The following is a 25,451-nucleotide window of genomic DNA, read 5'->3' on the forward strand; positions in this document are numbered from 1 at the left end:
GCCATCCTGTCGAGCACGGCGTGCACCTTGGGGACGACGTTCTCGCCGTCGACCTCGATCACCGCGTCCCGCGGGGCCCGCAGCGCGGTGTGCAGTACCGCCCGGTCCTCGGTGATGTTGATGCGCTCACCGCGGAACATCGCGTCCCGCAGCCCGAACACGTCGGTGGCGGCGGCCAGTTCCTGGAGCAGGGCCAGCGTCTCGTCGGTGACGAGGTTCTTCGAGTAGTCGATGCGCAGGTCGCCGACGCGCACGACGTACCGCTCCGCCCGCCCGGGGTCCTGCGCGAACAGCTCACGCAGGTCCGGGTGGGGCAGCGCGCCCTTGCGGTGGTCCGCGAGCGCGGTCCACTCCGGACGCTGGTTGAGCTTGGTGGTGTCAGACATGGACAGGGGTCTCCTTGCCGGCCTCGCCGCGCAGGGCGACGGCGTACATCTCGTCGGCGTCGAGGCGCCTGAGCTCCTCGGCGATGAGTTCGGAGGTGGGGCGCACCTTCAGGGCGACGGAGCGCGGGGGCTGACCGGGCAGGGTCATCGTGGCGAGCGGCCCCTCCGGCCGGTCGACGACGATCTCGCCGCCCGCCGTGCCGAGCCGGACGGCGGTGACGACCGGCCCGTCGGTGACCACGCGCTCCACGCGGACGCCCAGGCGGGCCTCCAGCCAGCGGGCCAGCAGCTCGGCGGCCGGGTTGTCCGCCTCGGCCTCCACGACCGCGGAGGTCACCGGCACCCGGGCCTGGTCCAGGGCCGCGGCCAGCATGGAGCGCCACAGCGTCAGCCGGGTCCAGGCCAGGTCGGTGTCGCCGGGGGCGTAGGCGCGCACCCGGCGCTCCAGGACCTCCATCGGCCGCTCGACCGTGTAGAGGTCGGTGATCCGGCGCTGGGCCAGCGCGCCCAGCGGGTCCTTCGCGGGGTTGTCCGGCGCCTGGACCGGCCACCACACGACGACCGGGGCGTCCGGCAGCAGCAGCGGCAGCACCACCGAGTCGGCGTGCTCGGACACCTCCCCGTACATGCGCAGGACGACGGTCTCGCCGGTCCCGGCCTCGGAGCCGACCCGGACCTCGGCGTCGAGGTGCGAGCGGGTGCGGTCGCGCAGGTTGCGCGGGTGGCGCTTGATGACGACCAGGGTGCGCGAGGGGTGTTCGTGCGAGGCCTCCTCGGCGGCCTTGATCGCGTCGTAGGCGTTCTCCTCGTCCGTGACGATGACCAGGGTGAGCACCATGCCCACGGCCGGGGTGCCGATGGCCCGGCGGCCCTGCACCAGCGCCTTGTTGATCTTGCTTGCCGTGGTGTCGGTCAGGTCGATCCTCATGGCCTGCGCCAGCTCCGTCCGTCTCGTGCGAGCATCTCGTCGGCTTCCCGCGGTCCCCAGCCGCCCGACGCGTACTGCGCGGGCTTGTCGTGCGAGGCCCAGTACTCCTCGATCGGGTCGAGGATCCGCCAGGACTCTTCCACCTCCTGGTGGCGCGGGAACAGGTTGGCGTCCCCCAGAAGGACGTCCAGGATCAGCCGTTCGTACGCCTCCGGGCTGGACTCCGTGAACGACTCGCCGTAGGCGAAGTCCATGGACACGTCCCGGATTTCCATCGAGGTGCCCGGCACCTTCGAGCCGAAGCGCACCGTCATGCCCTCGTCCGGCTGGACGCGGATGACGATCGCGTTCTCGCCCAGCTCCTCCGTGGCGGTGGAGTCGAAGGGGGAGTGCGGGGCCCGCTGGAAGACCACCGCGATCTCCGTGACCCGGCGGCCGAGCCGCTTGCCGGTGCGCAGGTAGAAGGGCACCCCGGCCCAGCGGCGGTTGTCGATGCCCAGCTTGATCGCCGCGTAGGTGTCGGTGGTGGAGGCCGGGTCGATGCCCTCCTCCTCCAGGTAGCCGGGCACCTGCGCGCCGCCCTGCCAGCCGCCCGCGTACTGCCCGCGCACCGTGTGCGCGCCCAGGTCCTCCGGCAGCCGCACGGCCCGCAGCACCTTCAGCTTCTCGGTGAGCAGCGACCGCGCGTCGAAGGCGGCCGGCTCCTCCATGGCGGTGAGGGCCATCAGCTGGAGCAGGTGGTTCTGGATGACGTCGCGGGCGGCGCCGATGCCGTCGTAGTACCCGGCCCGGCCGCCGATGCCGATGTCCTCGGCCATGGTGATCTGGATGTGGTCGACATAGGACCGGTTCCAGATCGGCTCGTACATCTGGTTGGCGAAGCGCAGTGCCAGGATGTTCTGGACGGTCTCCTTGCCCAGGTAGTGGTCGATGCGGAAGACCTGCTCCGGGTCGAAGACCTCGTGCACCAGCGCGTTCAGCTCGCGGGCGCTGTCCAGGTCGTGGCCGAACGGCTTCTCGATCACCGCACGTCGCCAGGAGCCGTCCGGCCCGTCGGTCAGCCCGTGCTTCTTCAGCTGCTGGACGACCTTCGGGAAGAACTTCGGCGGCACGGAGAGGTAGAAGGCGTAGTTGCCGCTGGTGCCGCGGGAGGCGTCCAGTTCCTCGACGGCCTTGCGCAGCTGTTCGAACGCCTGGTCGTCGTCGAAGTCGCCGGGGATGAAGCGCATGCCCTCGGAGAGCTGCTGCCAGACCTCCTCGCGGAACGGCGTGCGCGCGTGCTCCTTGACCGCGTCGTGCACCACCTGGGCGAAGTCCTGGTCCTCCCAGTCCCGGCGGGCGAAGCCGACCAGCGAGAAGCCCGGCGGCAGCAGGCCGCGGTTGGCCAGGTCGTACACGGCGGGCATCAGCTTGCGGCGGGACAGGTCGCCGGTGACGCCGAAGATGACCAGCCCGGACGGGCCCGCGATACGGGGCAGACGGCGGTCCTGGGGATCGCGCAGCGGGTTGCTCCAGTCGAGCGGTGCCACCGGCTCGACGGCCCCCTTGTCCGCGCCCTTGCTCTTCGCCCCCTTGGCGGCGCGGGCCGTCCCGGTCCTCTTCGCGCTCCGGGAGGACCCGGAGGGTCCGGCCGCCTTCGCCGTCTCGGCGGCGTCGGCCTCCTCCGCCGCCTGGGCGTGCAGCGGTCCGGCCGCGTCCTGGGCCGTCCGGGCCTCCTTGGCCTCCTTCGTCGCCTTGGTCTCCCGGACCGTCGTAGCGGGAAGCTCCTCGCTCATTCCCCGTCAACTCCCTTGCTGTCGAGGGACTTCGTCACGGCGACGAGCAGGTCCTGCCAGGCCGCCTCGAACTTCGCCACGCCCTCCTGCTCCAACTGCTCCACCACCTCGTCGTACGACACGCCGAGCCGCTCCACCGCCGCGAGGTCGGCCCGGGACTGGGCGTACCCGCCGGTGACCGTGTCACCCCGTACGTCGCCGTGATCGGCGGCGGCGTCCAGGGTGGCCTCCGGCATCGTGTTCACGGTGCCGGGAGCGACCAGCTCCTCCACGTACAGGGTGTCCCGGAATGCCGGGTCCTTCACACCGGTGGACGCCCACAGGGGGCGCTGGGGGTTGGCGCGGGCCCCGGCGAGGGCGGTGAAGCGGTCGCCCGCGAAGACGTTCTCGTACGCCTCGTAGGCCAGCCGCGCGTTGGCCAGCGCCGCCTTTCCGCGCAGTGCGAGCGCCTCGTCGGTGCCCAGGAGCGACAGGCGCTTGTCGATCTCGCTGTCCACGCGGGAGACGAAGAACGAGGCGACCGAGTGGATGCCGGCCAGGTCGATCCCGGCCGCCCGCGCCCTCTCCAGGCCGGCGAGGTAGGCGTCCATGACCTCGCGGTAGCGCTCCAGGGAGAAGATCAGCGTGACGTTGACGCTGATGCCGGCGCCGATGACCTCGGTGATCGCCGGGAGACCGGCCTTCGTCGCCGGGATCTTGATCATCACGTTGGGGCGGTCGACCAGCCAGGCCAGCTGACGCGCCTCGGCGACGGTGGCCCGCGTGTCGTGGGCGAGCCGGGGGTCGACCTCGATGGAGACACGGCCGTCGCGCCCGCCGGAGGCGTCGTACACCTCGCGCAGCACGTCGGCGGCGGCGCGGACGTCGGCGGTGGTCATCATGCGGACCGCCTCGTCGACGGTGACGCCCCGGGTCGCCAGGTCGGCGAGCTGCTCCTCGTAGCCCTCGCCGGAGCCGATGGCGGCCTGGAAGATCGACGGGTTGGTGGTGACGCCGACGACGTTCTTCGTCCTGATCAGCTCGGCGAGGTTGCCGGACTCGATCCGCCGCCGCGACAGGTCGTCGAGCCAGACGGACACGCCCTGGTCGGCCAGGCGCTGCAGTGCTCCCGCGGTCGCGGTTGCTTCGGTCACAGTGATCATCATCTCTTTCTGCGATCGGATCGGGGTGGGATCCGGTGGGGTCAGCCGCGGGCGGCGGCCAGGGATTCCCGGGCGGCGGCGGCCACGTGCCCGGCGGTGAAGCCGAACTCGGTGAACAGGGTCTCGGCGTCGGCGGAGGCGCCGAAGTGCTCCAGGGAGACGATGCGGCCCGCGTCCCCGACGAAGCGGTGCCAGGTCAGGCCGATCCCGGCCTCCACGGCCACCCGGGCCCGCACGGACGGCGGCAGCACGCTCTCGCGGTAGGCGCGGGGCTGCTCCTCGAACCACTCCACGGACGGCATCGACACCACCCGCGTGGCGGTGCCCTCGGCCTCCAGCGCCTCCCGGGCGGCCATCGCGAGCTGCACCTCGGAGCCGGTGGCGATCAGGACGACCTCCGGGGTGCCGGAGGAGGCGTCGGCGAGGACGTACCCGCCGCGCGCCGCGTCCGGGTTGGGCGCGTAGGTCGGCACGCCCTGCCGGGTGAGGGCGAGGCCGTGCGGCGCCGGGTGGGTGGAGTGCCGCCTGAGGATCTCGGCCCACACGGTCGCGGTCTCGTTGGCGTCGGCCGGACGGACCACGTTCAGGCCGGGGATGGCGCGCAGCGAGGCCAGGTGCTCGACCGGCTGGTGGGTCGGGCCGTCCTCGCCCAGGCCGACGGAGTCGTGCGTCCACACGTACGTCACCGGCAGCTGCATCAGCGCGGACATGCGCACCGCGTTGCGCATGTAGTCGGAGAAGACCAGGAAGGTGCCGCCGTAGATCCGGGTGTTGCCGTGCAGCGCGATGCCGTTCATCTCCGCGGCCATGGAGAACTCGCGGATGCCGAAGTGCACGGTGCGGCCGTACGGGTCGGCCCCGGGAAGGGGGTTGCCCCCGGGCAGGAAGGAGCTGGCCTTGTCGATCGTGGTGTTGTTGGAGCCGGCCAGGTCGGCCGAGCCGCCCCACAGTTCGGGCAGCACCGGGCCGAGCGCCTGGAGGACCTTGCCGGAGGCGGCCCGGGTGGCGACCGACTTGCCGGTCTCGAACACCGGCAGGGTGTCCTCCCAGCCCTCGGGCAGCCGGCCGGCGACCACGCGGTCGAAGAGCGCCGCGCGCTCGGGGGCGGTGTCCCGCCAGGCGGCGATCCGCTTGTCCCAGGCGGCGTGCGCCTCGGCGCCGCGGTCCAGGGCCCGGCGAGTGTGGGCGAGGACCTCGTCGGCGACCTCGAAGGACTTCTCCGGGTCGAGGCCGAGGACGCGCTTGGTGGCCGCGACCTCCTCCGCGCCGAGGGCGGAACCGTGGCTGGCCTCGGTGTTCCGCGCGTTCGGGGCGGGCCAGGCGATGATCGTGCGCATCGCGATGATGGACGGGCGCCCGGTCTCGGCCTTCGCCGCCGTCAGCGCGGCGTGCAGGGCGTGCACGTCGACGTCGCCGTTCTCGGCGGGCTCGATGCGCTGCGTGTGCCAGCCGTACGCCTCGTAGCGCTTCAGCACGTCCTCGGAGAACGCGGTCACGGTGTCGCCCTCGATCGAGATGTGGTTGTCGTCGTAGAGGAAGACCAGACTGCCGAGCTTTTGGTGACCGGCGAGCGAGGACGCCTCGGCGGAGACGCCCTCCTGGAGGTCGCCGTCGCTGACGATCGCCCAGATCGTGTGGTCGAACGGCGACTCGCCCTCGGGGGCCTCGGGGTCGAACAGGCCGCGCTCGTAGCGGGCGGCCATCGCCATGCCCACCGCGTTGGCCACACCCTGGCCCAGCGGACCGGTCGTGGTCTCCACGCCCGCCGTGTGCCCGTACTCGGGGTGGCCCGGCGTCTTGGAGCCGTGCGTGCGGAACGCCTTGAGGTCGTCCAGCTCGACCTCGTACCCGGCGAGGAAGAGCTGGGTGTAGAGGGTCAGCGAGGTGTGGCCGGGGGAGAGGACGAAGCGGTCACGGCCGGTCCACTCGGGATCGGCGGGGTCGTGCCGCATCACCTTCTGAAAGATCGTGTACGCCGCCGGGGCCAGGGCCATCGCCGTGCCGGGGTGGCCGTTCCCCACCTTCTGCACGGCGTCGGCCGCCAGAACCCGGGCGGTGTCGACGGCACGCCGGTCGAGTTCGGTCCATTCGAAGCGGTCCGCGCTGTCCACTGTCTGCTTGCTCGGCTGCGTGCTCATCTTCAAGAAATCCTCGATCGGAGCGGAGTACCTGGTCTGACGCCTTCAAACTTAAAAGTCTGACTTTTCAGAGTGAAGGTCGTGGTGTGCCAGCCTGTGGTGAAACTGGGACACGCCCCGCTCGCGGGGCGCACGGGCGGGACGGCACGAGGCGGACATGGCGGACGAAAGACATCAAGGCGGCGGCGACGGGATCAGAACGTTCCCCTTCCCGGTCGATCTCAGCCTCCTCGGAGTCGGCATGCAGGTCGGTCCCATGGGCGCCGGCCGCACCTGGCACGCGCACGCCCCGCTGCACCGCGTGCACCGCATCGACTTCCACGTCGTCATGCTCTTCACCGGCGGACCGGTCCGTCACATGATCGACTTCGCCGAGTACGAGGCGTCGGCCGGCGATCTGCTGTGGATCCGTCCCGGCCAGGTCCACCGCTTCGCGCCCGAGACCGAGTACCGCGGAACGGTGCTCACCATGCAGCCCGGCTTCCTGCCCCGCGCCACCGTGGAGGCGACCGGCCTCTACCGCTACGACCTGCCGCCCCTGCTCCACCCCGACGAGGCGCGGCTCGCCGGACTGACGGCGTCGCTCGACCAGTTGCGGCGCGAGTACGAGGACGCGACCACGCTCCCGCTGAGCCTGCACACCGCCGTGCTGCGCCACACGCTGTCCGCGTTCCTGCTGCGCCTGGCACATCTCGCGGCCAGTTCCGCCCACGCGGCGCGGGAGGGGCGGGCGGACGCGCCGGGGGACAGCACCTTCACCCTCTTCCGGAACGCGGTCGAGCGGGGCTTCGCCACCAACCACAGCGTCAGCGCCTACGCCGACGCGCTCGGTTACTCCCGCCGCACCCTGGTCCGCGCGGTGCGTGCCGCCACCGGCGAGACACCCAAGGGGTTCATCGACAAACGCGTCGTCCTGGAGGCCAAACGGCTCCTGGCCCACACCGAGATGCCGATCGGCCGGGTCGGCGCGGCGGTCGGCTTCCCGGACGCGGCGAACTTCTCCAAGTTCTTCCAGCAGCACACCGACCAGACACCGGCGGCCTTCCGGGCGGAGCTGCGCTGAGGCACTCCGCGCGGCACGACGAAGGGGCTCCACGGTGCGTGGAGCCCCTTCGCCCTCCTGCGGGGGGCCGGTCGCCGCTCAGCGGCCGAAGCTGAACCAGTTCACGTTGACGAAGTCGGCGCTCTGCCCGCTGGTGAAGGTCAGGTACACGTCGTGGGTGCCCGTCACCGAGGCGATGTTCGCCGGGATCGTGCGCCACGACTGCCAGCCGCCCGTGTTGCCCACGGCGAAACTGCCGATCGGCGTGGCGGTACGGCTGTCCAGGCGCACCTCGACCAGACCGCTGACCCCGGCGGCCGCACCGCTCGCCACCCGGGCCTTGAACTGCGTCGCCGCGCTCGAACCGAACTTCACGCCCTTGTACTGCACCCAGTCGCCGTTCGCGAGGGCGCCGAGGTTGCTCCCGCCGCCCGAGTCCGAGCTGCCCTCGGTCATGGTGCCGGACTGGGCGTCGTACGACTCGGCCTCGATGGCGCTGTACGCGTCGCGGTCACCGCCGGTCGGGGGCGGTGTGGTACCGCTCCCACCGGCCGACAGCACCTGGACGTAGTCCACGAGCATGGAGTGGCCGGGCTGGGTGCCGCCGTCCGGGCCGCCGCCGAACGCGTCCGGGAAGCCGCCGCCCATCGCGACGTTGAGGATGATGAAGTAGCCGTGGTTCGTGGCGTTCGCCCACGTCGTCGCGTCGACCTGGTTGGCGCGGACGGTGTGGAAGGTGTTTCCGTCGACGGAGAAGCGGATCTCCTCGACGCTCGTCGAGCGGTCCCACTCCACCCGGTAGGTGTGGAAGCCCGCCTGGCAGGTGGCGCCGGGACACGGGGTGTTGCCGCCGATGCCGCTGGTCTCGTTGCAGGGGCCGCCGGGCGAGGTGCCGCAGTGCAGCGTGGACCACACCGTGTTGAGGCCCTGGGTGTTCTCCATGATGTCGATCTCACCGACACCGGGCCAGTTCCAGTAGTTGCCCCGGTAGGGCGAGCCGAGCATCCAGAACGCCGGCCAGTAGCCCTTGGCCGCCGCCCCGGTGACGTTCGGGACCTGGATGCGGGCCTCCACGCGCAGCTTGCCCCCGGCCGGGGGCTCGAAGTCGGCGCGCTTGGTCTCGATGCGGCCCGAGGTCCAGTTGCCGGCGCCGTCGCGCCGCGGGGTGATGCGCAGGTTTCCGCTGCCGTCCAACGAGACGTTGTCCGGGGACGACGTCATCGTCTCGATCTCGCCGGTGCCCCAGTTGGCGGGGCCGCCGGGGTACGAGGTGCCGGTGTCGTACTGCCAGTTGGCGGTGTTCACGCCGGAGCCGGCCGAGCCGTCGAAGTCGTCGGCGAAGACCTGTGTCCAGCCGGACGGGGGCGGCGGGACGGCCGCGCCCGCCGAAGGACCCGTGACGGTCGCGGCCGCCGCGGCGAGGCCGAGCGTGCCGACGACGGCCACCAGCGCCCGGCGCAGCGGCCGGCGTCTGGGCGGATTGCCGGATGTCTGACTCATGTGGGGGTCGCCTCTCGATGCGGGAGTGGGAAGCGGTACGCCCCGAGCGCGCTCCGCGGGGAGACGTCTGAGAGCGCTCTCAGAGTGCGGCCAATGTGCTCCGGGCCGCCGCCGCCGTCAAGAGGTGAAGCCGAGAAAGTCCTTGCGCAGCCAGGGAGTTCAGCCCCTGAACGTCGTGAACGTCACGAAAGTGGCGTCGATCGGCACCGCCGCCCTCCCCCGGTCCTTGCGTGAAGCCTCCGGTGTGTCAGTGGCTGTACGGGGGCCGGTCCTCACCGGTGAGAGGGACACCCGGGCGCCAGCCCAGGGCGCGGGAGATGCCGCGGGCCGCCAGCCGGACCGCCGGGACCAGCGTCGGCACCCGCGCGTCGGCGTGCGGCACGACGACCGACACGGCCGCCGTCACCGTGCCGTCCGGGCCGTGCACGGGGGCGGCCACCGACAGGGCGTCCTCGGTGACCTGACGGTCGCTCACCGCCGCCCCGGTGCGCCGCACCTCGGCCAGCACCCGGCGCAGCCGTGCCGGGTCGGTGATCGTGTACGGGGTGAAGGAGGCGAGCGGGCCGGCGCGGTACGCCTCCTGGAACTCCGGTTCGCCGTGCGCGAGCAGGGCGAGCCCGACCCCGGTGGCGTGCAGCGGCCAGCGGGCTCCGACGCGGATGTGCACGCCGACCGACGACCGCGCCGCCAGCCACTCGATGTAGACGACCTCGCCGCCGTCGCGCACCGCCAGCTGCACGTTCTCGTGGGTCGCCTCGTACAGATCCTCCAGGTGGGGCAGGGCGACCTGTCGCAGCCCGAGACCGCGCGGGGCGAGCGCGGCGATCTCCCACAGCCGCAGGCCGACGTGGTAGACGCCCGTCTCGTCCCGCTCCAGCGCACCCCACCGGGTCAGGGCGCCCACCAGCCGGTGCGCGGTGGTCAGGCTCAGCCCGGCGCGGCGGCTGATGTCCGTCAGGGACAGGGCCGGGTGCGCGTGGTCGAACGCGGCGAGCACGGAGAGCAGCCGGTCGGGGGCGGTGGTGGCGGGGGCGGTCACCGGGCCGAGGGTAGGTGTCCTTCCCCGCCCCTGGACAGAGGGGAGGCGGGTGCACGCGCGGGGGCACCCGGCCGTGCCATGATCGGCGCCGGACGAAGTGCGGCCGCGGGCGACGGAAGGGTGCGGACGTGAGGCTGACGATGCTGGGCGGCGGCGGATTCCGGGTGCCGCTCGTGTACGGGGCGCTCCTCGGGGACCGCGCCGAGGGGCGCGTGACCGACGTCGTCCTGCACGACCTGGACCCGGACCGGCTGACGGCGGTGACCCGGGTGCTGGCCGAACAGGCGGCCGGGGTGCCCGACGCGCCGGCGGTCACCGCCACGACCGACCTCGACGAGGCGCTGCGCGGCGCCGACTTCGTGTTCTCCGCGATCCGCGTCGGCGGCCTCCAGGGACGCGCCGACGACGAACGGGTGGCGCTCGCCGAGGGCGTCCTCGGCCAGGAGACGGTCGGCGCGGGCGGCATCGCGTACGGGTTGCGGACCGTCCCGGTCGCCGTCGACATCGCCCGCCGGGTGGCGCGGCTGGCGCCGGACGCCTGGGTCATCAACTTCACCAACCCGGCGGGACTCGTCACCGAGGCCATGTCCCGGCACCTCGGCGACCGGGTCATCGGCATCTGCGACTCGCCGGTCGGGCTCGGCCGCCGCGTCGCCCGCGTGCTGGGCGCCGACCCGGACCGGGCCTTCGTCGACTACGTCGGCCTCAACCACCTCGGCTGGCTGCGCGGACTGCGCGTCGCCGGACGCGACGAGCTGCCGCGGCTGCTCGCCGACCCGGCGCTGCTCGGCTCCTTCGAGGAGGGCCGCCTCTTCGGCCCCGAGTGGCTGCGCTCCCTCGGCGCGGTCCCCAACGAGTACCTGCACTACTACTACTTCAACCGGGAGACCGTCCGCGCCTACCAGGAGGCCGACCGCACCCGCGGCGCGTTCCTGCGCGACCAGCAGGCCCGCTTCTACGACGAGATGCGCCGCCCCGACGCCCCGGCCCTGGCCACCTGGGACCGCACCCGCGCCGAACGCGAGGCGACCTACATGGCCGAGAACCGCGAGACGGCGGGCGCGGGCGAACGCGAGGCCGAGGACCTGTCCGGCGGCTACGAGAAGGTGGCGCTGGCGCTGATGCGGGCCGTGGCCCGCGACGAACGCGCCACCCTGATCCTCAACGTCCGCAACCGCGGCACGCTGTCCGTCCTCGACCGCGACGCGGTGGTCGAGGTCCCCTGCCTGGTCGACGCGAACGGCGCCCACCCGATGGCGGCCGACCCGCTGCCGGACCACGCCACTGGCCTGGTCTGCGCGGTCAAGGCCGTCGAGCGCGACGTCCTGACCGCGGCCGAGACCGGCTCCCGAGCGACCGCGGTACGCGCCTTCGCCCTGCACCCTCTCATCGACTCGGTCGACGTCGCCCACCGCCTCGTCGACGGCTACCGGGCGGTGCACCCGGGGCTCGCGTACCTCAGGTGAGGCCCACCGGCGCGGACGTCGCGGGTGCCGGTGCGGCGGCCGCCGTCCGCGCCGGTCCCGGTTCCGGCGACGGTACGGGTGTCGCGACGGCGGGCAGGTCCGGGCGCTGCTGGGGCAGGGACACCGGGCGCAGGGGGCGAGGCCCGGAGACCACCGCGTAGTCCTGGCCCAGGAACGGCGGCTCCAGCTCACCCGGGTCGTCCCCGAGGGCCAGCCGGACCGCCGCCCACGGCACGTTGAGGCCGCACAGCGCCAGCTGGTGCAGCCCGCCGGCCGGGCGGGTGTTGACGTCCATCAGGACGGGCCGGTCGCCGTACATCCGGAACTGCACGTTGGACAGGTGGTGCAGCCCGAACGCCTCGGCGATCCGCCGTGCCGGTGCCAGCCACCGCTCGTGCAGGGTGAACCCCCGGCGGCGGCCGTTCTTGGTGCGGCCCACCGCCAGCCGGACCCGGTTGTCGGGCCCGGTGAGAAGGTCCACCGAGACCTCCGGCTGCTCCAGGCGCGGCATCACCAGCCAGTCCACGGGCTCCTCGGCCGCGCGCAGCGCCTCGACGACCAGCGGCAGCGGCACGGACGGGCTCGGGAAGCCGTTCAGGTGCGCGAGCGAGAAGGGGTCCCGGGTGACCATCCGGAAGCCCACACCGCCCGCGCCGGACGCCGGCTTGAAGCACGCCCGGTGGCCGCCCGCCTCCAGTTCCTCCACCGCGAGGACCAGTTCGTCGGCCGTGCGCACCCGCCACCACGGCGGCACCGGCACGCCGATCGCCCGGACCGCCTCGTAGGCGATCACCTTGTCACCGAACAGGGCCACCGCCTGCGGCGGCGGCGCCAGCAGCGCCGTACCGGCCGCCTCGAACTCGGCGCGGTGCGCCACGATCGCCGACTGGTGCAGCCGGGGCACGAACACGTCGATGCCGCGCCGCGCGCACTGCGCCAGGGCGTACTCGACGTAACCGGCGGGGGAGAGCCCCTCGGGTTCCAGGTCGGCGGTGTCCGCGGCGGCCAGCACGGGGGAGTCCGGGTCGCCGTGCGTGGCATGGATCTCGACGGCCCGGTCGGCGGGATTTCTCCGCAGCTGATCCATGAAGAACACGTTCTCCGCGTACGTGCGGTTGAGCCAGACGCGTACGGGAGAAGCCATGCAAGCCGCCTTCCGGGGTTCGCGGGCAGGGCGAAGCGGGCCGTGCCCGGCCAGGGGGTTGGAGGGACACCGAGCCGCTCTGCGCGAAAGGAGAGTCGTGGCGGTGGTGTTGGGGCGATCATAGGGGTACGCGCGGCCCCGGGCGCAACGAGCGTCACACGGATGCGCTGGACCGGCCGTCCGGGCGGCCCCCGGGCCCCGTCGCGGCGGGCCGGGGGCCGCCTTGTGACCGGGGCGGGGATGTGATCTCGTGACGTCGAACGGGCGTCTGGAAGGGGTGGGCGATGACGTCGAGGGCCGGTGCTCCGGGGCTGTGGGCCATCAGCGATCTGCACATCGGTTACGAGGAGAACCGGGCCCTGGTCGAGCGGATGCACCCCGAGACCGACGACGACTGGCTCCTGGTGGCCGGCGACGTGGCGGAGACCGTCGCCGACATCCGCTGGGCGCTCGGCACCCTGGCGGACCGCTTCCGCCGGGTCGTCTGGGTCCCGGGCAACCACGAACTGTGGACGCACCCCAGGGACGCGGTCGCCCTGCGCGGCGTCGCCCGCTACGAGCACCTCGTCGCGATGTGCCGGGAACTGGGCGTGACCACCCCCGAGGACCCCTACCCGGTGTGGGAGGGCGCGGGCGGCCCGGCGGTCGTCGCACCGCTCTTCCTGCTCTACGACTACTCGTTCCTGCCGGCGGGATGCGCGACCAAGGCCGAGGGACTGGAGTACGCGCAGGGCACCGGCGTCGTGTGCAGCGACGAGTACCTGCTGCACCCCGACCCCTATCCCAGCCGTGAGGCCTGGTGCCGGGCGCGGGTGGAGGAGACCGGGCGCAGGCTCGCCGAGATCCCCGCGGACCTGCCGACGATCCCCGTCAACCACTATCCGCTGCACCGGCACCCCACCGACGTCCTGTGGTACCCCGAGTTCGCCATGTGGTGCGGCACCTCGCTGACCGCCGACTGGCACCGCCGGTTCCGGGTCGGCACCATGGTCTACGGGCACCTGCACATCCCGCGCACCACCTGGCACGAGGGGGTCCGCTTCGAGGAGGTGTCGGTGGGCTATCCCCGCGAGTGGCGCAAGCGGCCCGGGCCGCCCGGGCAACTGCGCCGCATCCTGCCGTCGACGCAGGCCGCCACGGCGCCGTCGCGCCGGGAGGTGACCCGTTGATCGAGGAACTGCTGCCCGACACGGTCGTCACCGTGGAGGCCTTCGGTCACGACGACGCCGGTCATCTGCCCCTCCACCCGCAGGAGGAGGCGATCGTCGCGCGGGCGGTCGCCAAGCGGCGCCGGGAGTTCACCGTCGTGCGGTCCTGCGCCCGCCGGGCCATGGAGAAGCTCGGCGTGCCCCCGCAGCCCGTACTGACCGGTGAACGCGGCGCCCCGCGCTGGCCGGACGGCCTCACCGGCAGCATGACCCACTGCGACGGCTACTGCGCCGCCGCCCTGGTCCGCCTGACGGACCTGGCCTCCCTCGGCATCGACGCCGAACCCGACGGGCCGCTCCCGGACGGCGTCCTCACCGCCATCGCCCTGCCCGCCGAGGCGGCCCGCCTGCGGCGACTGGACGAGGCGCGGCCCGGCGTCCACTGGGACCGGTTGCTGTTCAGCGCCAAGGAGTCGGTCTACAAGGCGTGGTTCCCCCTCACCCGGCAGTGGCTGGACTTCGCGGAGGCGGACATCGAGCTGTGCGTGGACCCGGTCGACCCGCGCCGCGGCACCCTGCACGTCGACCTCCTGGTGCCGGGGCCGACCGTGGCGGGCAGGCGCCTGGACCGCTTCGACGGCCGCTGGACCGCCCGCGACGGCCTGGTCGCCACGGCGATCGCGGTCCCCCGTGCCTGAGGGGCGGCCGTGCCGCCCGCCCCGGTCAGGGACGCGGGCACCAGTCCCGCAACAGCCGGAAGAACGCCTCCTCGTTCCCCGTCAGTCCCGCGGCCCGCAGGGCCTGCTCCGCCTCGGCCAGCACGGAGGGCGGGACGGCGGGCGGCCGGGGAGAGCCGCCGGGACCGGCCGCGGTGTCGAAACCGGCCCGCACGGTGTGCAGGAGCCGCAGGTAGGCCTGGACGGCGGTGCGTTCGTGATCGGTCAGTACGGCGGTGGTCATCGGTCGGCTCTCCCCACAACGACGTCAGCGGTCACGCGCCCCCGCACGGCGGCGGCACCCTCCCAGCTTGCCGTCCACCACTGACAATCCCGTCCGGCCGCGCCCCGTACGCCGCCCAACCGCACCGATCGGACCAGCACTTGCCGTCGTGCCCGGCGGACGGGCCCCGACCGAGACTCCTGCCCGGGCTCAGGACTCGGGCCGCTTGACGCTCTCCAGGAGCATGTCCAGCCACTCGGCGACCTTGTCGCGGTGCTGGTCGGTGGGCAGTTGCGCGGCCCGCCAGGCGATGCCGCGCACTCCGTGGTCCTGGAGCAGCCGCTCCAGCGGGTCGCCGGCGTCGGCCGCCGCCTCCCGCTCCCGGTCGGCGAGCTGCTGGAGCAGTTCCTGCTCGGTGCGCTGGAGGGCGCCCGCGAGCGCCTCGGGGTCCTCGGCGGTGAGGAATCCGGCGTGCACCCGGAAGAAGCGCTGGATGGCGTCGCAGTGCTCCATGGTGGGGCGCCGGTCGCCGTTGATGAGGGCGCCGGCCTGCTGCCGGGACATCCCGGCGCCGTCGGCTATCTCCTGCTGGGTGTACTTGCGGCCGTTCGGCTTCAGCCGGGTGCGGCGCAGCAGGTCCAGGCGCTGCACGAACCTGATCCGGACGTCGGGCTCACCCGCCGGGCGGCCGCCGAGCAGGGCCCCGACGACGGGCTCGGGTACGCCGGAGGCGGCGGACAGCCGGCGGACGTCGAAGACCTCGGTGTGCGGCACGCCGAGGCGGTCCGCGAGTGCGCCGACCCGGGCGACGACGGCGGTCAGCGTGGTGGTCGGCATCGTGCCCGGACCTTCGAAGCCACCCGTCACCGACTGCTCTCCTACGTCTCTCACAGGCCTCACAGGCTTCTCACAAGCAGTTGCCGTGAACTTCCCGGAGAGTAGCCTGCCGCTCGAACTCACATCCAGGCATCGCCACAACTGTGGCCTATTTCAGCCGTCAACAGGCACGAAATGCCACGATAGTTGACACACCTCGCGTCGGGGCGCCAGGATGCGGGACGCCGCGAGAAGGCCGCATAGGCAAGAGGGGTGACCTCCCGATGGCATTTCAGGCAGGAGGGCAGCGGTCGGCGCCGCGGCCCGCCCCCGCGACGCCCGAGGCCCAGGCCTATCTCCAGGACTACACCACGCTTTTGGAGGCCGTCCCCTTCCCGTCCCTCGTCGTCGACCACCGCTGGGACGTGGTGCTGGCCAACGGCGCCTTCCGGACACTCTTCCAGGGCGCGGGCCCGCATCCGACGGCCATGCCGGACGACAACTTCCTCCGGTTCGTCCTCTTCCACCCCGACGCCGCCACGGTCCTCGGCGAGCACGAGGCGAGCTGGTGCCTGCCCATGCTGGCGCACTTCGCCGCCACGCTGGAGCGCTACGGCCACGACCCCGGCCTGCAGGCCGTCCGCCGGGACATCGCCCAGGACCCGCTCATGGAGGCCGCCTACCGCCAGGGCCTGCCGCACTGGATCCGGGCCGTGGGCGACCGGGCCGTCGAACACGACGGCGCCGTACGGCCGCTGCACCACCCCGACCCGCGCCGGGGCACCACCGAATGCCGGGTCGTGGTCGAGACGCCCGCAGCGCTCCAGGAGCTGGGCTACACCCGGCTGACGCTGGTCCTGCGGGAGCCGCGCCGCACCGCGCACCGGTCGCCGCGCGCCCGCCGCGCCCCCGCCCACCTGAGGGTCGTGCCCGCCGAGTGACCGGCGGTCGGTGGCCCTGGTCGATGCCCGTGCCGAGACGGTCCGTCGAGGTTCCCACCGAGCGTGCGTCCCCGCGGAGTCACAGGTCCAGCACGAGCCGCCGGCCGCGGCACCGCGACACACAGATGAGCATCGTCTCCCCGGCGGCCCGCTCCTCCTCGGTGAGCACCGAGTCCCGGTGGTCCGGTTCACCCTCGACCACCTCCGTCTCACAGGTCCCGCAGGTGCCCTCCGTGCAGGAGTAGAGCACCTCGACGCCCGCTTCGCGGACCGCGTCCAGGACCGAGACGCCGGGCGGGACGGCGACCGTACGGCCGCTGCGCGCGAGGACGACCTCGAACTCCGTCTCCGCCGGGGCCCGGGGGTCCGCCTCCTTGGGGCGGAACCGCTCCACGCGCAGGCTCCCGGCCGGGCAGCGCGCCTCGACGGCGTCCAGCAGCGGGCCCGGCCCGCAGCAGTAGACGAGGGTGCCCGGGGGCACGTCGTCGAGCACGGACGCGAGGTCGAGCAGCCCCGACTCGTCCTCCGGCACGAGCGTCACCCGGTCGCCGTACCGCGCCAACTCCTGCGTGAACGCCATCCCGGCCCGGGTCCGCCCGCCGTACAGCAGGGTCCAGTCGGCGCCCGCCTCCTCGGCGGCGGCCAGCATCGGCAGGACGGGGGTGATGCCGATGCCGCCGGCGACGAAACGGTAGCGGGGCGCGCGCTCCAGCCGGAAGGTGTTGCGCGGGCCGCGCACCCGGACCTTGTCCCCGGCCCGCAACTCCCCGTGGACGTAGGCCGAGCCGCCCCGCCCGTCCTTCTCGCGCAGCACCGCGATCCGCCACTCCGCCCGGTCGGCCGGGTCGCCGCACAGCGAGTACTGGCGCTCCAGGCCGGGACCGAGGGCGACGTCGACGTGGGCGCCGGGTTCCCAGGCCGGGAGCGGGTCGTCCAGCGGGTGGCGCAGGGTGAGGACGAGCACGCCGTCGGCGGCGGACTCCCGGCGGGCGACGACGAGTTCGGCTTCGTAGCGGGTCATGAACCGTCCCCGGGCAGCTCGTGTCCTCGCGGGTGGGCGAGCATCCAGTCCCACATCGTGACGGGGTCCTCGGCGGTGTGCTCGGCGCCGCAGTGGCAGGTGCCGCGCAGCACGTCGGTGCCGGGCAGCCAGTCGACGCGGTAGACCTCGCCGGTACGCCCGCTCACCGGGCCACCCGCGGCCCGGTCCCGGCGCCCTCCTCGACCAGCCGGGCCAGGATGCGGCGGGCGGCCAGGCCCCCGGTGTCGATGTTGATGCTCAGCTCCTGGTAGCCGGTGCGCTCGCCGCCGAGCGTGCGCTGGAGCAGGTTCAGCGCGTCGACGTCCTGCATCACGACCGTGCGGTTGTTCTTGTACAGGAACTCGGTGACCTCGGCGTCGTCCGTCGCCCAGTCCCGGGAGACCGCCCAGAAGTCGTACACCTTCCCGTCGCCGGACGGCGTGATGGCGTACGTGATCTCGGTGTGGAAACCGTCCGGATCGCCGCCGTCGGGCGCGGGCACCACACCGGTCGGGGCGACCCGGCTGTGCAGCACGTACAGACAGGGCGCGTGGTACTCGATGTCCTGCCAGCGGTCGATGCGCCCGCTGATGCCCGTCGACCTGGCGTAGAACGGCGGGCACTCGGCGTCGTCCATGTGCCGGCTCACCCGGACGATCCCGGCGCCCTCGTCGACCTCGGTGGTGATCGGCGTCTCGGCGACCTCGGGCGTGCCGATGTAACCGCCGTGCAGATACGTCTCGTGGGACAGGTCGAGGAGGTTGTCGACCAGCAGCCCGTAGTCCGCGTCGATCGGCTCCATGCCCCGTACCGTGACCCAGCCCGGCGCGTCCAGGTGCCGGGCCCGCGGCACCGCCTCCGGGTCGGCCAGCGCCGGGTCGCCGATCCACACCCACACCAGGGAGTCCCGCTCGGCCACCGGGTAGGAGGCGACGCGGGCGGTGCGCGGGACCCGTTTCTGGCCCGGCACGTACACACAGGTGCCGGTCGTGTCATACGTGAACCCGTGGTACCCGCACACGATCCGGTCGCCGTCCAGCCGCGTCGGCGCCTCGGACAGCGGATAGCGGCGGTGCACGCAGCGGTCGTGCAGGACGACCGGGTTCCCGTCCTCCTCGGCGCGGTAGAGCACGAGCGGTTCACCGAGGACCGTGCGGCCCAGCAACTCGCGCCCCACCTCGTGACTGTAGGCGGCGACGTACCACTGGTTCCTGGCGAAGGCGGTCATGTGCGGCATGCGCGGCTCCCGTCGTCGTTGACGTCGTGTGGTCACACCATCGCCACGCCGCCCGGCCCCGGCAACAGGACTTCCGCCCGGCGGAATTCCCCCGCTCCGGCGTCCTCGTCCCGCGAAGTTACCTGTGCGTTCCGCACGTCGGAGTGATGACAGCGGCAACTGTGCGGCGCCCTACGCCGCGTGACAGCGTCGTCCCCGTCAGCGACCGGTGGGAGGGAGAAGGCGTGAACAAGGGCTACGCCGTGTACTGCGACGCGGATCCGTACTTCTACGACGCCCCGCACCGCACGGCACCCCGGACCGGGACCTCGCGCTCCCGGTACGCCGCGGCGTCCTCGCCCGTACCCGAGGGATGGCAGCGCCACGAGAGCGGGGACTGGCTCGCGCTGCGCCCGGTCGACGCCGACCTGCCCGCACAGGGGTGGAAGATCCATGTCTCCGCCTGCCTCGACAACGCCGAGTCCGTGCTCGACCGCGTGTGGCGGCACTGCGTCGCCGGAGGCACGGCCTTCAAGTTCGTGCCCAGCCGCTATCTGCTGCACCAGCGCAACGCCAAGTACGCGGACCGGGCCGGCAGCGGCAAGTTCATCACCGTGTACCCGGCGGACGAGGCGGAGTGCGAACGACTCGCGGGGGAACTGTCCGCGCTGCTGGCCGGCGAGCCCGGACCGCACATCCTGAGCGACCTGCGCATCGGCGACGGCCCCGTGCACGTCCGCTACGGCGGCTTCACCCGCCGCGACTGCTACGACGCGGACGGACAGCTGAGACCCGCCGTGACCGGCCCCGACGGTGTGCTGGTGCCCGACCTGCGCGGCCCGGTCTTCCGCGTCCCGGACTGGGTCGACCCGCCCGCCTTCCTGCGCCCGCACCTCGACGCCCGCGCCGCGGTGACGATGACCGGCCTGCCCTGCACCGTCGAGTCGGCGCTGCACTTCTCCAACGGCGGGGGCGTCTACCTCGCCCGCGACACCCGCACCGGCGAGCGGGTCGTCCTCAAGGAGGCCCGTCCGCACGCCGGTCTCGCGGCCGACGGCGCCGACGCCGTGACCCGGCTGCACCGCGAACGCCGGGCGCTGGAGCGGCTGTCGGGCCTCGACTGCACGCCCGAGGTGCTGGACCACCTGACGGTCGGGGAGCACCACTTCCTCGTCCTGGAGTACATCGACGGCAAGCCGCTCAACACGTTCTTCGCCCGCCGCCACCCGCTCATCGAGGCGGACCCGGGGGAGCGGAGACTGGCCGAGTACACCGCCTGGGCCCTCGACGTCCACGCGCGGGTGGAGCGCGCCGTCGCGCAGGTCCACGCCCGGGGCGTGGTCTTCAACGACCTGCACCTGTTCAACATCATGATCCGGGACGACGGCAGCGTCGCCCTGCTGGACTTCGAGGCCGCCCACGACGTCGACGGACCCGGGCGCCAGACCGTGGCCAACCCGGGGTTCGTGGCGCCTTCCGACCGGCGCGGTGTGGCGGTGGACCGGTACGCGCTGGCGTGTCTGCGGCTCGCGCTGTTCCTCCCCCTCACCAGCCTGCTGGCCGTCGACCGGCGCAAGGCGGCGCACCTCGCGGACGTGGTGGCCGAGCAGTTCCCGGTGGACCGGGCCTTCCTGGACGAGGCCGTCGACGAGATCACGCGCGTCGACGGGGACCCGGAGACCCGGCGGTCCGCGGGCCCGCCGGCAGGGCGGCCCGCCGGGCCGGTGGCACCGGTCCGGCCGGACGACTGGCCGCGCAGCCGGGACTCCATGGCCGCGGCGATCCGCGCCTCCGCGACGCCGTCCCGCACGGACCGCCTCTTCCCCGGCGACATCGCCCAGTTCGCCACGGCGGGCGGCGGGCTGGCCTTCGCCCACGGCGCGGCGGGGGTCCTGTACGCCCTGGCCGAGAGCGGGGCCGGACGGGACGAGGAAGGCGAGCAGTGGCTGCTGGAGCGGACCAAGCAGCCGCCTTCGGGCATGCCGCTCGGTTTCCACGACGGGCTCGCCGGAATCGCCTGGACCCTGGAGCGTCTCGGCCATCGCGACCGCGCCCTCGACCTCACCGAACTGCTCCTCGACCAGCCCCTCGACCACCTGGGCCCGGACCTGCACGGCGGCACCGCGGGTCTCGGCCTGGCCCTGGACTCGCTGGCCGCCACCACCGGTCAGGACGGGCTCCACTCGGCGGCGCTGCGCTGCGCCGAGCTGACCGCCGACGGCGCGCCCGCCGACCGCGCACCGGCCGACCGCGTGAGCCGCGGCCGGGCCCGCGCCGGGCTGCTGTACGGCGGCGCCGGCCGGGCGCTGCTCTTCCTGCGTCTCTTCGAACGCACCCGGGACTCCGCCCTCCTCGACCTCGCCCGCGACGCGCTGCGCCAGGACCTCGCCCGCTGTGTCCGCGGCGCGGGCGGCGCGCTGCAGGTCGACGAGGGCTGGCGCACCATGCCCTACCTGGGCGCCGGCAGCGTGGGCATCGGCATGGTGCTGGACGACTACCTGGCGCACCGCGCGGACGAGGAGTTCGCGCGGGCCAGGAACGAGATCGTGGCCGCGGCCCAGGCGATGTTCTACGCCCAGCCGGGCCTGTACCGGGGCGTGGCCGGAATGGTCCTCCACCTGGGCCGGACCTCGGCCACGGCGCCCGGCGCGGGCCCGGAGGCCGTACGGCGCCAACTCGACGCCCTGTCCTGGCACGCCATGTCCTACCGGGACCGGCTCGCCTTCCCCGGCGAGCAGATGATGCGCCTGTCCATGGACCTCTCCACCGGAACGGCCGGATGCCTGCTGGCCGTCGCCTCCGTCCTCGGCGACACGCCCGCCGCACTGCCGTTCCTGCCGCCGCCGCGCCCGAGCGCGGCCCCCTGACCCGGCCCCACCAGGGGTCGTGAGAAAGCACACCCGTTGCCGTACGAAGGGAAGAGTCATGAACCTGTTCGACCTGCAGTCGATGGAGACCCCGAAGGAAGAGGCCATGGGGGACGTCGAGACCGGTAGCCGCGCGAGCCTCCTGCTCTGCGGCGACAGCAGCCTGAGCATCACCACCTGTAACTGACGCGGGAGTTCACGGCCGCGGCGGCACGGTGAGCCGTGTCGCCGGGCTCGGCGCCCCGGGTTCCGTCCCGGGGCGCCGACGCCTTCCCTCCCGGGACCTACGGAGGATTTCGCTGGTGCGAACGATCAGGCCCGCGGCGCGGCAGGCGCCGGGGAGGCGGATCGGGACCGACGGCGCGGCGCCCGGGCGCGCGCTGGAAGCGCTGGTGCTGCTGTGCTCGGTCGCGTCGGCCGCGGCGGCGGTGGCCCAGCCCCTGGTCCTCGGCCGCACACTGGATCTGCTGCTGCGCGACGGCGACGCGGGCCGGTGGCTCCCGCTGAGCGCCGGACTGCTCCTGGGGGAACTGCTGCTGGACAGCGCGACCTCCCTGTTCACCGGCCGCTGCAACGCCACCTGGACGGCGTCCGTCCGCACCCGTGCCCTGCGTGGACTGCTGCGCGCCGCACCCGAGAGCGCGCGACCGCATCCGCCGGGCGACGTCGGGACCCGCCTGACCCTCAACGCCGCGGACGCGGGCGGCGCCCCGGCGGCCCGGGCGGCACTGGCGGCCTCACTGATCACCCCGCTGGGCGCCCTCGTGGCGCTGGCCCTCGTCGACGTGTGGGTGGCGCTGTGCGTGCTGACCGGTCTGCCCGCCCTGGCCCTGCTGCTGCGTTCCTTCGCCCGCGACACGGGCGCCACGGTCGCCGCCTACCAGCGCACGCAGTCCCTGATCGCCTCCCGGCTGCTCGAAGCCCTGGAGGGCGCGGACACGATCGGCGCCGCGGGAACCGGCGACCGGGAACGCGCCCGCATCCTGGCACCGCTGACCGAACTGGCCGCCCAGGGACGGCACATGTGGGCCCTGCACGGACGGGCGCTCGGCAGGAGCGGCGTCCTGGTCCCGCTCCTCACGCTGGTCGCCACCGCCGTCGGCGGGCTGCGTCTGGCGGCGGGCGAACTGAGCGTGGGGGACCTGCTCGCCGTCGGCCGGTACGCGCAGCTCACCGCCGGTGTCGGCGCGGCGGCGTCGCTGCTCGGGGCGATCGTACGGGCCCGCGAGGCACGCCGCAGGACCCAGGAGCTGGAAGAGATGCCCGCGCTGGCGTACGGCACCCGGCGGCTGCCTCCGGACGGCCCGGGAGAGCTGCGGCTGCTCGGGGTGCGCGTACTGCGCGGCGGCAGGGAGGTGCTGCGCGTCGACCGCGTGCGGGTGCCGGGCGGCAGCACGGTCGCGGTGGTCGGCCGCAGCGGCGCGGGCAAGTCCGTCCTGGCGGCGGTGGCGGGACGGCTGATCGACCCGGACGAGGGACACGTACTGCTGGACGGCGTCCGGCTCGACCGCCTGACGCGCGAGGCGCTGCGCACCGAGGTGGCCCACGCCTTCGAACGCCCCGCACTGGGGGAGGGCACGGTCGCGCAGGCGATCGCCACCGGGTCCCGGCGGCCGTCGCGTGAGCAGGTACGGCAGGCGGCCCGCGCGGCCGGTGCCGACGGCTTCGTACGCCGGCTGCCGCACGGCTATGACACCCCGCTGCCCACGGCGCCCCTGTCGGGCGGGGAACACCAGCGGCTCGGACTGGCGCGGGCCTTCGCGCACGCCGGGCGGCTGCTGGTGATGGACGACGCCACGTCCAGCCTGGACACCGCCACGGAGCACGAGGTGAACCTGGCGCTGGGCCGCTCCGTACGGCCGGGGACCAGGCTGGTGGTCGCGCACCGGCCGTCGGTCGCGGACCGGGCCGACCTGGTGCTCTGGCTGGAGGAGGGGAAGGTGCGCGCCGTCGGGACCCACCGCGACCTGTGGCACACGGCGGGGTACCGGGCTGTCTTCGGCGCCGATGCCGGTGCGGATGCCGGCGGCAGGGGTGCGGGGGCCGTACGCGGCGCCGAGCCCGAAGAGGCGCGCCCGTGACGTCCGCCGGGCACCGCCCCGCGCAGGCACCGGACGACGTCCCGATCCGCGATGCCGGGGCCGGGGCGCTGCGCCGCCTCGCGCCCCCGGCACGTCGCTTCCTCGCCCACCGCAAAGGCGTGCTGGTACGGCTGGCGCTCTGGTCGCTGGCCGAGTCCGGGCAGGCCTTCCTGGTGGGGTACGGAGTCGCCCGCTCCGTCGACGAGGGGTTCCTCGCCGGTGACCCGGGCCGCGGGCTGCTGTGGCTCGGGGCGGCCCTGGCCGGCGTACTGTCCGGCGCCCCGGTGGTCCGGGGCGTATTCGCCCAGCTCGCCGGGGTGACCGAGCCGCTGCGCGACGGTCTGGTGCGGCGTGCGGTCGACCGGTCCATGGCGCGGGCGGCGCGGGGCGGGCCCGGCGGGACGGACCGGGCGGCGGTCTCGCGGCTGACGAACCAGGCCGAGATCGCCCGGGACAGCTTCGCCGGCCTCGTCCTCACCCTGCGGTCCTTCGTCTTCACGGCCGTCGGCGCGCTGCTCGGTCTGCTGTCCCTGCATCCGGCCCTCCTCGTGGTGGTCCTGCCCCCGCTGGCGGCCGGTCTCGCCCTGTTCCTGGTCACGCTGCGGCCCATGGCGGCCGCCCAGCGCCGCGCCCTGGCGGCCGACGAGGCGCTGGGCGACCACGCGGCGCACGCCCGGTCGGCCCTGCGGGACCTCACCGCCTGCGGGACCGGGCCCGGAGCGGAGCGGCGTGGCGCGGACCTGGTCGCCGAAGCCGCCGCGGCGGCCCGGACGCTGGCCGGATGGGCGGCGGTGCGCACGGCGTCGCTCGGCGTCGCGGGCCACCTGCCCGTGCTCGCACTGCTGCTGGCGGTGGAGTGGCTGCGCGGGCGCGGGGTGAGCGCGGGCGCGCTGCTCGGCGCGTTCACCTATCTCGTCCAGTCCCTGCTGCCCGCCCTGCACACCCTGATGACGGCGCTCGGCGCGGCCGGGTCCCGGCTGCTGGTCGTCCTCGACCGGATCCTCGGCCCGGAGCCGGAGCCGGAGCCGGAGCGGGGCCCGGTACCGAGCCCCGCGAGGCCACCGGGGGCGGCGGCCTTCGCAGCGCACACCACCGCGGTCCCGGCCGTGGAACTGCGCTCCGTCACCCTGTCCTACGGCGTCCGCGCCGAGCCCGTGCTCGACTCGCTCGACCTGCGCGTCGCCCCGGGCGAACACCTCGCCGTCGTCGGCCCGAGCGGCATCGGCAAGTCGACCCTGACCCGCCTCGTCGCGGGGACCCTCGGGCCGAGCCGCGGCGAGGTGCGCGTGGCGGGCCGCGTGGTGACGGGGCGCCCCGCCGCCGAGCTGGCCGCACTCCGGGTGCTGGTCCCGCAGGACGCCTACGTCTTCTCCGGCACCGTCGGCGACAACCTCGCGTATCTGAGGCCGGACGCGCGGCGGGCCGAACTCGACGCCGCGGTAGCGGTGTTCGGCCTGCGGCCCCTGATCGAGCGCCTGGGCGGCCTGGACGGCACCGTGCGGCCCGCCGAACTCTCGCCGGGGGAGCGGCAACTGGTCGCGCTGGTCCGCGCGTACCTGTCGCCCGCCCCCCTGCTGCTGCTCGACGAGGCCACCTGCCATCTCGACCCCGCGTCCGAGGCCCGCGCGGAGGAGAACCTCGCGAGGCGGCCCGGAACGCTGCTCGTGGTGGCGCACCGGCTGTCCTCCGCGGTGCGCGCCGACCGAACCCTGGTACTGGACGGCGTACGGGCGGAGTGCGGCACGCACGACGAACTGCTGAGCCGTTCGCCTCTCTACCGGGACCTGACGGGCCACTGGCACACGGGGCCGCCCCGAAGGCCGTGACCGCGGCCCGCCGTCCGGTGCCGCGGACCGGACCGG

Annotated in this window: 21 protein-coding genes and 1 pseudogene; 9 read left to right on the forward strand and 13 right to left on the reverse strand. The window is 73.9% G+C overall.

Annotated features, from left to right (window positions below):
• The 5 genes and pseudogenes from ACZ56V_RS36055 to tkt all read right to left on the reverse strand — a co-directional run.
• Positions 1-386 (reverse strand): annotated as a pseudogene (locus ACZ56V_RS36055) (glucose-6-phosphate isomerase); the annotation flags it as partial.
• A complete protein-coding gene (gene opcA, locus ACZ56V_RS36060; protein WP_398918211.1) occupies positions 379-1,314 on the reverse strand; it encodes a glucose-6-phosphate dehydrogenase assembly protein OpcA in 936 nt (311 codons plus the stop codon). The pseudogene ACZ56V_RS36055 and the gene opcA, both read right to left, overlap by 8 nt.
• Positions 1,311-3,089: a glucose-6-phosphate dehydrogenase gene (gene zwf, locus ACZ56V_RS36065; RefSeq protein WP_468947833.1), complete on the reverse strand. Its 1,779-nt coding sequence runs from the start codon at positions 3,087-3,089 to the stop codon at positions 1,311-1,313. Before zwf ends, opcA begins: the two co-directional genes overlap by 4 nt.
• Positions 3,086-4,231 carry a transaldolase gene (gene tal / locus ACZ56V_RS36070; RefSeq protein WP_467384126.1) on the reverse strand — a complete coding sequence of 382 codons (1,146 nt, stop codon included), beginning with the start codon at positions 4,229-4,231 and terminating at the stop codon, positions 3,086-3,088. Before tal ends, zwf begins: the two co-directional genes overlap by 4 nt.
• Positions 4,232-4,272: 41 nt before the next feature.
• Positions 4,273-6,369, reverse strand: coding sequence for a transketolase (tkt, locus tag ACZ56V_RS36075; RefSeq protein ID WP_467384128.1), 2,097 nt, complete (start codon positions 6,367-6,369; stop codon positions 4,273-4,275).
• A 157-nt stretch (positions 6,370-6,526) separates the two neighbouring features.
• Between tkt and ACZ56V_RS36080 the strand changes: the two genes are divergently transcribed.
• Positions 6,527-7,432 (forward strand): helix-turn-helix transcriptional regulator, encoded by a 906-nt coding sequence (locus tag ACZ56V_RS36080; protein WP_356371658.1) that lies wholly within the window; start codon positions 6,527-6,529, stop codon positions 7,430-7,432.
• Positions 7,433-7,510: 78 nt separating this feature from the next.
• Here the strand turns inward: ACZ56V_RS36080 and ACZ56V_RS36085 are convergent, their stop codons facing one another.
• Together ACZ56V_RS36085 and ACZ56V_RS36090 are read right to left on the reverse strand one after the other, a co-directional pair.
• A complete protein-coding gene (locus ACZ56V_RS36085) occupies positions 7,511-8,911 on the reverse strand; it encodes a glycoside hydrolase family 16 protein (protein ID WP_398918217.1) in 1,401 nt (466 codons plus the stop codon).
• 247 nt (positions 8,912-9,158) lie between these two features.
• Complete coding sequence (locus ACZ56V_RS36090; RefSeq protein WP_468947836.1) at positions 9,159-9,950, reverse strand: IclR family transcriptional regulator; 792 nt, start codon at positions 9,948-9,950, stop codon at positions 9,159-9,161.
• Positions 9,951-10,078: 128 nt separating this feature from the next.
• Here ACZ56V_RS36090 and ACZ56V_RS36095 point away from each other — a divergent pair, with 128 nt between their 5' ends.
• The gene (locus tag ACZ56V_RS36095) at positions 10,079-11,416 is read left to right on the forward strand and encodes a 6-phospho-beta-glucosidase (protein ID WP_468947838.1); all 1,338 of its coding nucleotides are present in this window, start codon (positions 10,079-10,081) and stop codon (positions 11,414-11,416) included.
• On the opposite strand, the gene ACZ56V_RS36100 is transcribed toward ACZ56V_RS36095, so the two are convergent.
• On the reverse strand, positions 11,409-12,560 hold the full coding sequence (locus tag ACZ56V_RS36100; protein WP_398918222.1) for an ATP-grasp domain-containing protein: 1,152 nt from the start codon (positions 12,558-12,560) through the stop codon (positions 11,409-11,411). The genes ACZ56V_RS36095 and ACZ56V_RS36100 overlap by 8 nt on opposite strands.
• Before the next feature lie 284 nt (positions 12,561-12,844).
• Here ACZ56V_RS36100 and ACZ56V_RS36105 point away from each other — a divergent pair, with 284 nt between their 5' ends.
• Entirely contained in the window at positions 12,845-13,729 is an 885-nt protein-coding gene (locus ACZ56V_RS36105) for a metallophosphoesterase family protein (RefSeq protein ID WP_398918224.1), read from the forward strand.
• A complete protein-coding gene (locus ACZ56V_RS36110) occupies positions 13,726-14,406 on the forward strand; it encodes a 4'-phosphopantetheinyl transferase (RefSeq protein ID WP_398918227.1) in 681 nt (226 codons plus the stop codon). The genes ACZ56V_RS36105 and ACZ56V_RS36110 overlap by 4 nt, the downstream gene beginning before the upstream one ends.
• 25 nt (positions 14,407-14,431) lie before the next feature.
• Here ACZ56V_RS36110 and ACZ56V_RS36115 read toward each other — a convergent pair whose 3' ends face one another.
• Positions 14,432-14,668, reverse strand: a complete 237-nt coding sequence (locus ACZ56V_RS36115) for a hypothetical protein (RefSeq protein WP_468947841.1) — start codon at positions 14,666-14,668, stop codon at positions 14,432-14,434.
• Between the two features lie 189 nt (positions 14,669-14,857).
• Positions 14,858-15,514 (reverse strand): helix-turn-helix domain-containing protein, encoded by a 657-nt coding sequence (locus tag ACZ56V_RS36120; protein WP_398918230.1) that lies wholly within the window; start codon positions 15,512-15,514, stop codon positions 14,858-14,860.
• 233 nt (positions 15,515-15,747) lie between these two features.
• Between ACZ56V_RS36120 and ACZ56V_RS36125 the strand changes: the two genes are divergently transcribed.
• Entirely contained in the window at positions 15,748-16,404 is a 657-nt protein-coding gene (locus ACZ56V_RS36125; RefSeq protein ID WP_467384136.1) for an MmyB family transcriptional regulator, read from the forward strand.
• 79 nt (positions 16,405-16,483) lie between these two features.
• On the opposite strand, the gene ACZ56V_RS36130 is transcribed toward ACZ56V_RS36125, so the two are convergent.
• The 3 genes from ACZ56V_RS36130 to ACZ56V_RS36140 are packed head-to-tail and all read right to left on the reverse strand — an operon-like array spanning position 16,484 to position 18,662.
• Positions 16,484-17,425, reverse strand: coding sequence for a PDR/VanB family oxidoreductase (locus ACZ56V_RS36130; RefSeq protein ID WP_398918234.1), 942 nt, complete (start codon positions 17,423-17,425; stop codon positions 16,484-16,486).
• Positions 17,422-17,592, reverse strand: a complete 171-nt coding sequence (locus ACZ56V_RS36135) for a hypothetical protein (RefSeq protein WP_356371669.1) — start codon at positions 17,590-17,592, stop codon at positions 17,422-17,424. Before ACZ56V_RS36135 ends, ACZ56V_RS36130 begins: the two co-directional genes overlap by 4 nt.
• Complete coding sequence (locus ACZ56V_RS36140; protein ID WP_468947843.1) at positions 17,589-18,662, reverse strand: Rieske 2Fe-2S domain-containing protein; 1,074 nt, start codon at positions 18,660-18,662, stop codon at positions 17,589-17,591. Before ACZ56V_RS36140 ends, ACZ56V_RS36135 begins: the two co-directional genes overlap by 4 nt.
• 224 nt (positions 18,663-18,886) lie before the next feature.
• Here ACZ56V_RS36140 and lanKC point away from each other — a divergent pair, with 224 nt between their 5' ends.
• The 4 genes from lanKC (at position 18,887) to ACZ56V_RS36160 (ending at position 25,415) form a co-directional block, all read left to right on the forward strand.
• Positions 18,887-21,508 (forward strand): class III lanthionine synthetase LanKC, encoded by a 2,622-nt coding sequence (gene lanKC, locus ACZ56V_RS36145; protein ID WP_398918238.1) that lies wholly within the window; start codon positions 18,887-18,889, stop codon positions 21,506-21,508.
• A 58-nt stretch (positions 21,509-21,566) separates the two neighbouring features.
• Complete coding sequence (gene ramS / locus ACZ56V_RS36150; protein WP_003972313.1) at positions 21,567-21,695, forward strand: mycelium formation morphogenetic lantipeptide SapB; 129 nt, start codon at positions 21,567-21,569, stop codon at positions 21,693-21,695.
• 115 nt (positions 21,696-21,810) lie between these two features.
• Entirely contained in the window at positions 21,811-23,589 is a 1,779-nt protein-coding gene (locus tag ACZ56V_RS36155) for an ABC transporter ATP-binding protein (protein ID WP_468947846.1), read from the forward strand.
• Positions 23,590-23,633: 44 nt separating this feature from the next.
• Entirely contained in the window at positions 23,634-25,415 is a 1,782-nt protein-coding gene (locus ACZ56V_RS36160) for an ATP-binding cassette domain-containing protein (RefSeq protein WP_468947897.1), read from the forward strand.
• Positions 25,416-25,451 lie beyond the last annotated feature (36 nt).

It is taken from the genome of Streptomyces sp. NPDC034099 (assembly GCF_055575415.1).

What these genes read in the sequence shown, in the direction of transcription:
- opcA (WP_398918211.1), bottom strand. Translation starts at nt 1,314, where the DNA reads ATGAGGATCGACCTGACCGACACCACGGCAAGCAAGATCAACAAGGCG.
- zwf (WP_468947833.1), bottom strand. Translation starts at nt 3,089, where the DNA reads ATGAGCGAGGAGCTTCCCGCTACGACGGTCCGGGAGACCAAGGCGACG.
- tal (WP_467384126.1), bottom strand. Translation starts at nt 4,231, where the DNA reads ATGATCACTGTGACCGAAGCAACCGCGACCGCGGGAGCACTGCAGCGC.
- tkt (WP_467384128.1), bottom strand. Translation starts at nt 6,369, where the DNA reads ATGAGCACGCAGCCGAGCAAGCAGACAGTGGACAGCGCGGACCGCTTC.
- ACZ56V_RS36080 (WP_356371658.1), top strand. Translation starts at nt 6,527, where the DNA reads ATGGCGGACGAAAGACATCAAGGCGGCGGCGACGGGATCAGAACGTTC.
- ACZ56V_RS36085 (WP_398918217.1), bottom strand. Translation starts at nt 8,911, where the DNA reads ATGAGTCAGACATCCGGCAATCCGCCCAGACGCCGGCCGCTGCGCCGG.
- ACZ56V_RS36100 (WP_398918222.1), bottom strand. Translation starts at nt 12,560, where the DNA reads ATGGCTTCTCCCGTACGCGTCTGGCTCAACCGCACGTACGCGGAGAAC.
- ACZ56V_RS36105 (WP_398918224.1), top strand. Translation starts at nt 12,845, where the DNA reads ATGACGTCGAGGGCCGGTGCTCCGGGGCTGTGGGCCATCAGCGATCTG.
- ACZ56V_RS36115 (WP_468947841.1), bottom strand. Translation starts at nt 14,668, where the DNA reads ATGACCACCGCCGTACTGACCGATCACGAACGCACCGCCGTCCAGGCC.
- ACZ56V_RS36125 (WP_467384136.1), top strand. Translation starts at nt 15,748, where the DNA reads ATGGCATTTCAGGCAGGAGGGCAGCGGTCGGCGCCGCGGCCCGCCCCC.
- ACZ56V_RS36130 (WP_398918234.1), bottom strand. Translation starts at nt 17,425, where the DNA reads ATGACCCGCTACGAAGCCGAACTCGTCGTCGCCCGCCGGGAGTCCGCC.
- ACZ56V_RS36140 (WP_468947843.1), bottom strand. Translation starts at nt 18,662, where the DNA reads ATGCCGCACATGACCGCCTTCGCCAGGAACCAGTGGTACGTCGCCGCC.
- ramS (WP_003972313.1), top strand. Translation starts at nt 21,567, where the DNA reads ATGAACCTGTTCGACCTGCAGTCGATGGAGACCCCGAAGGAAGAGGCC.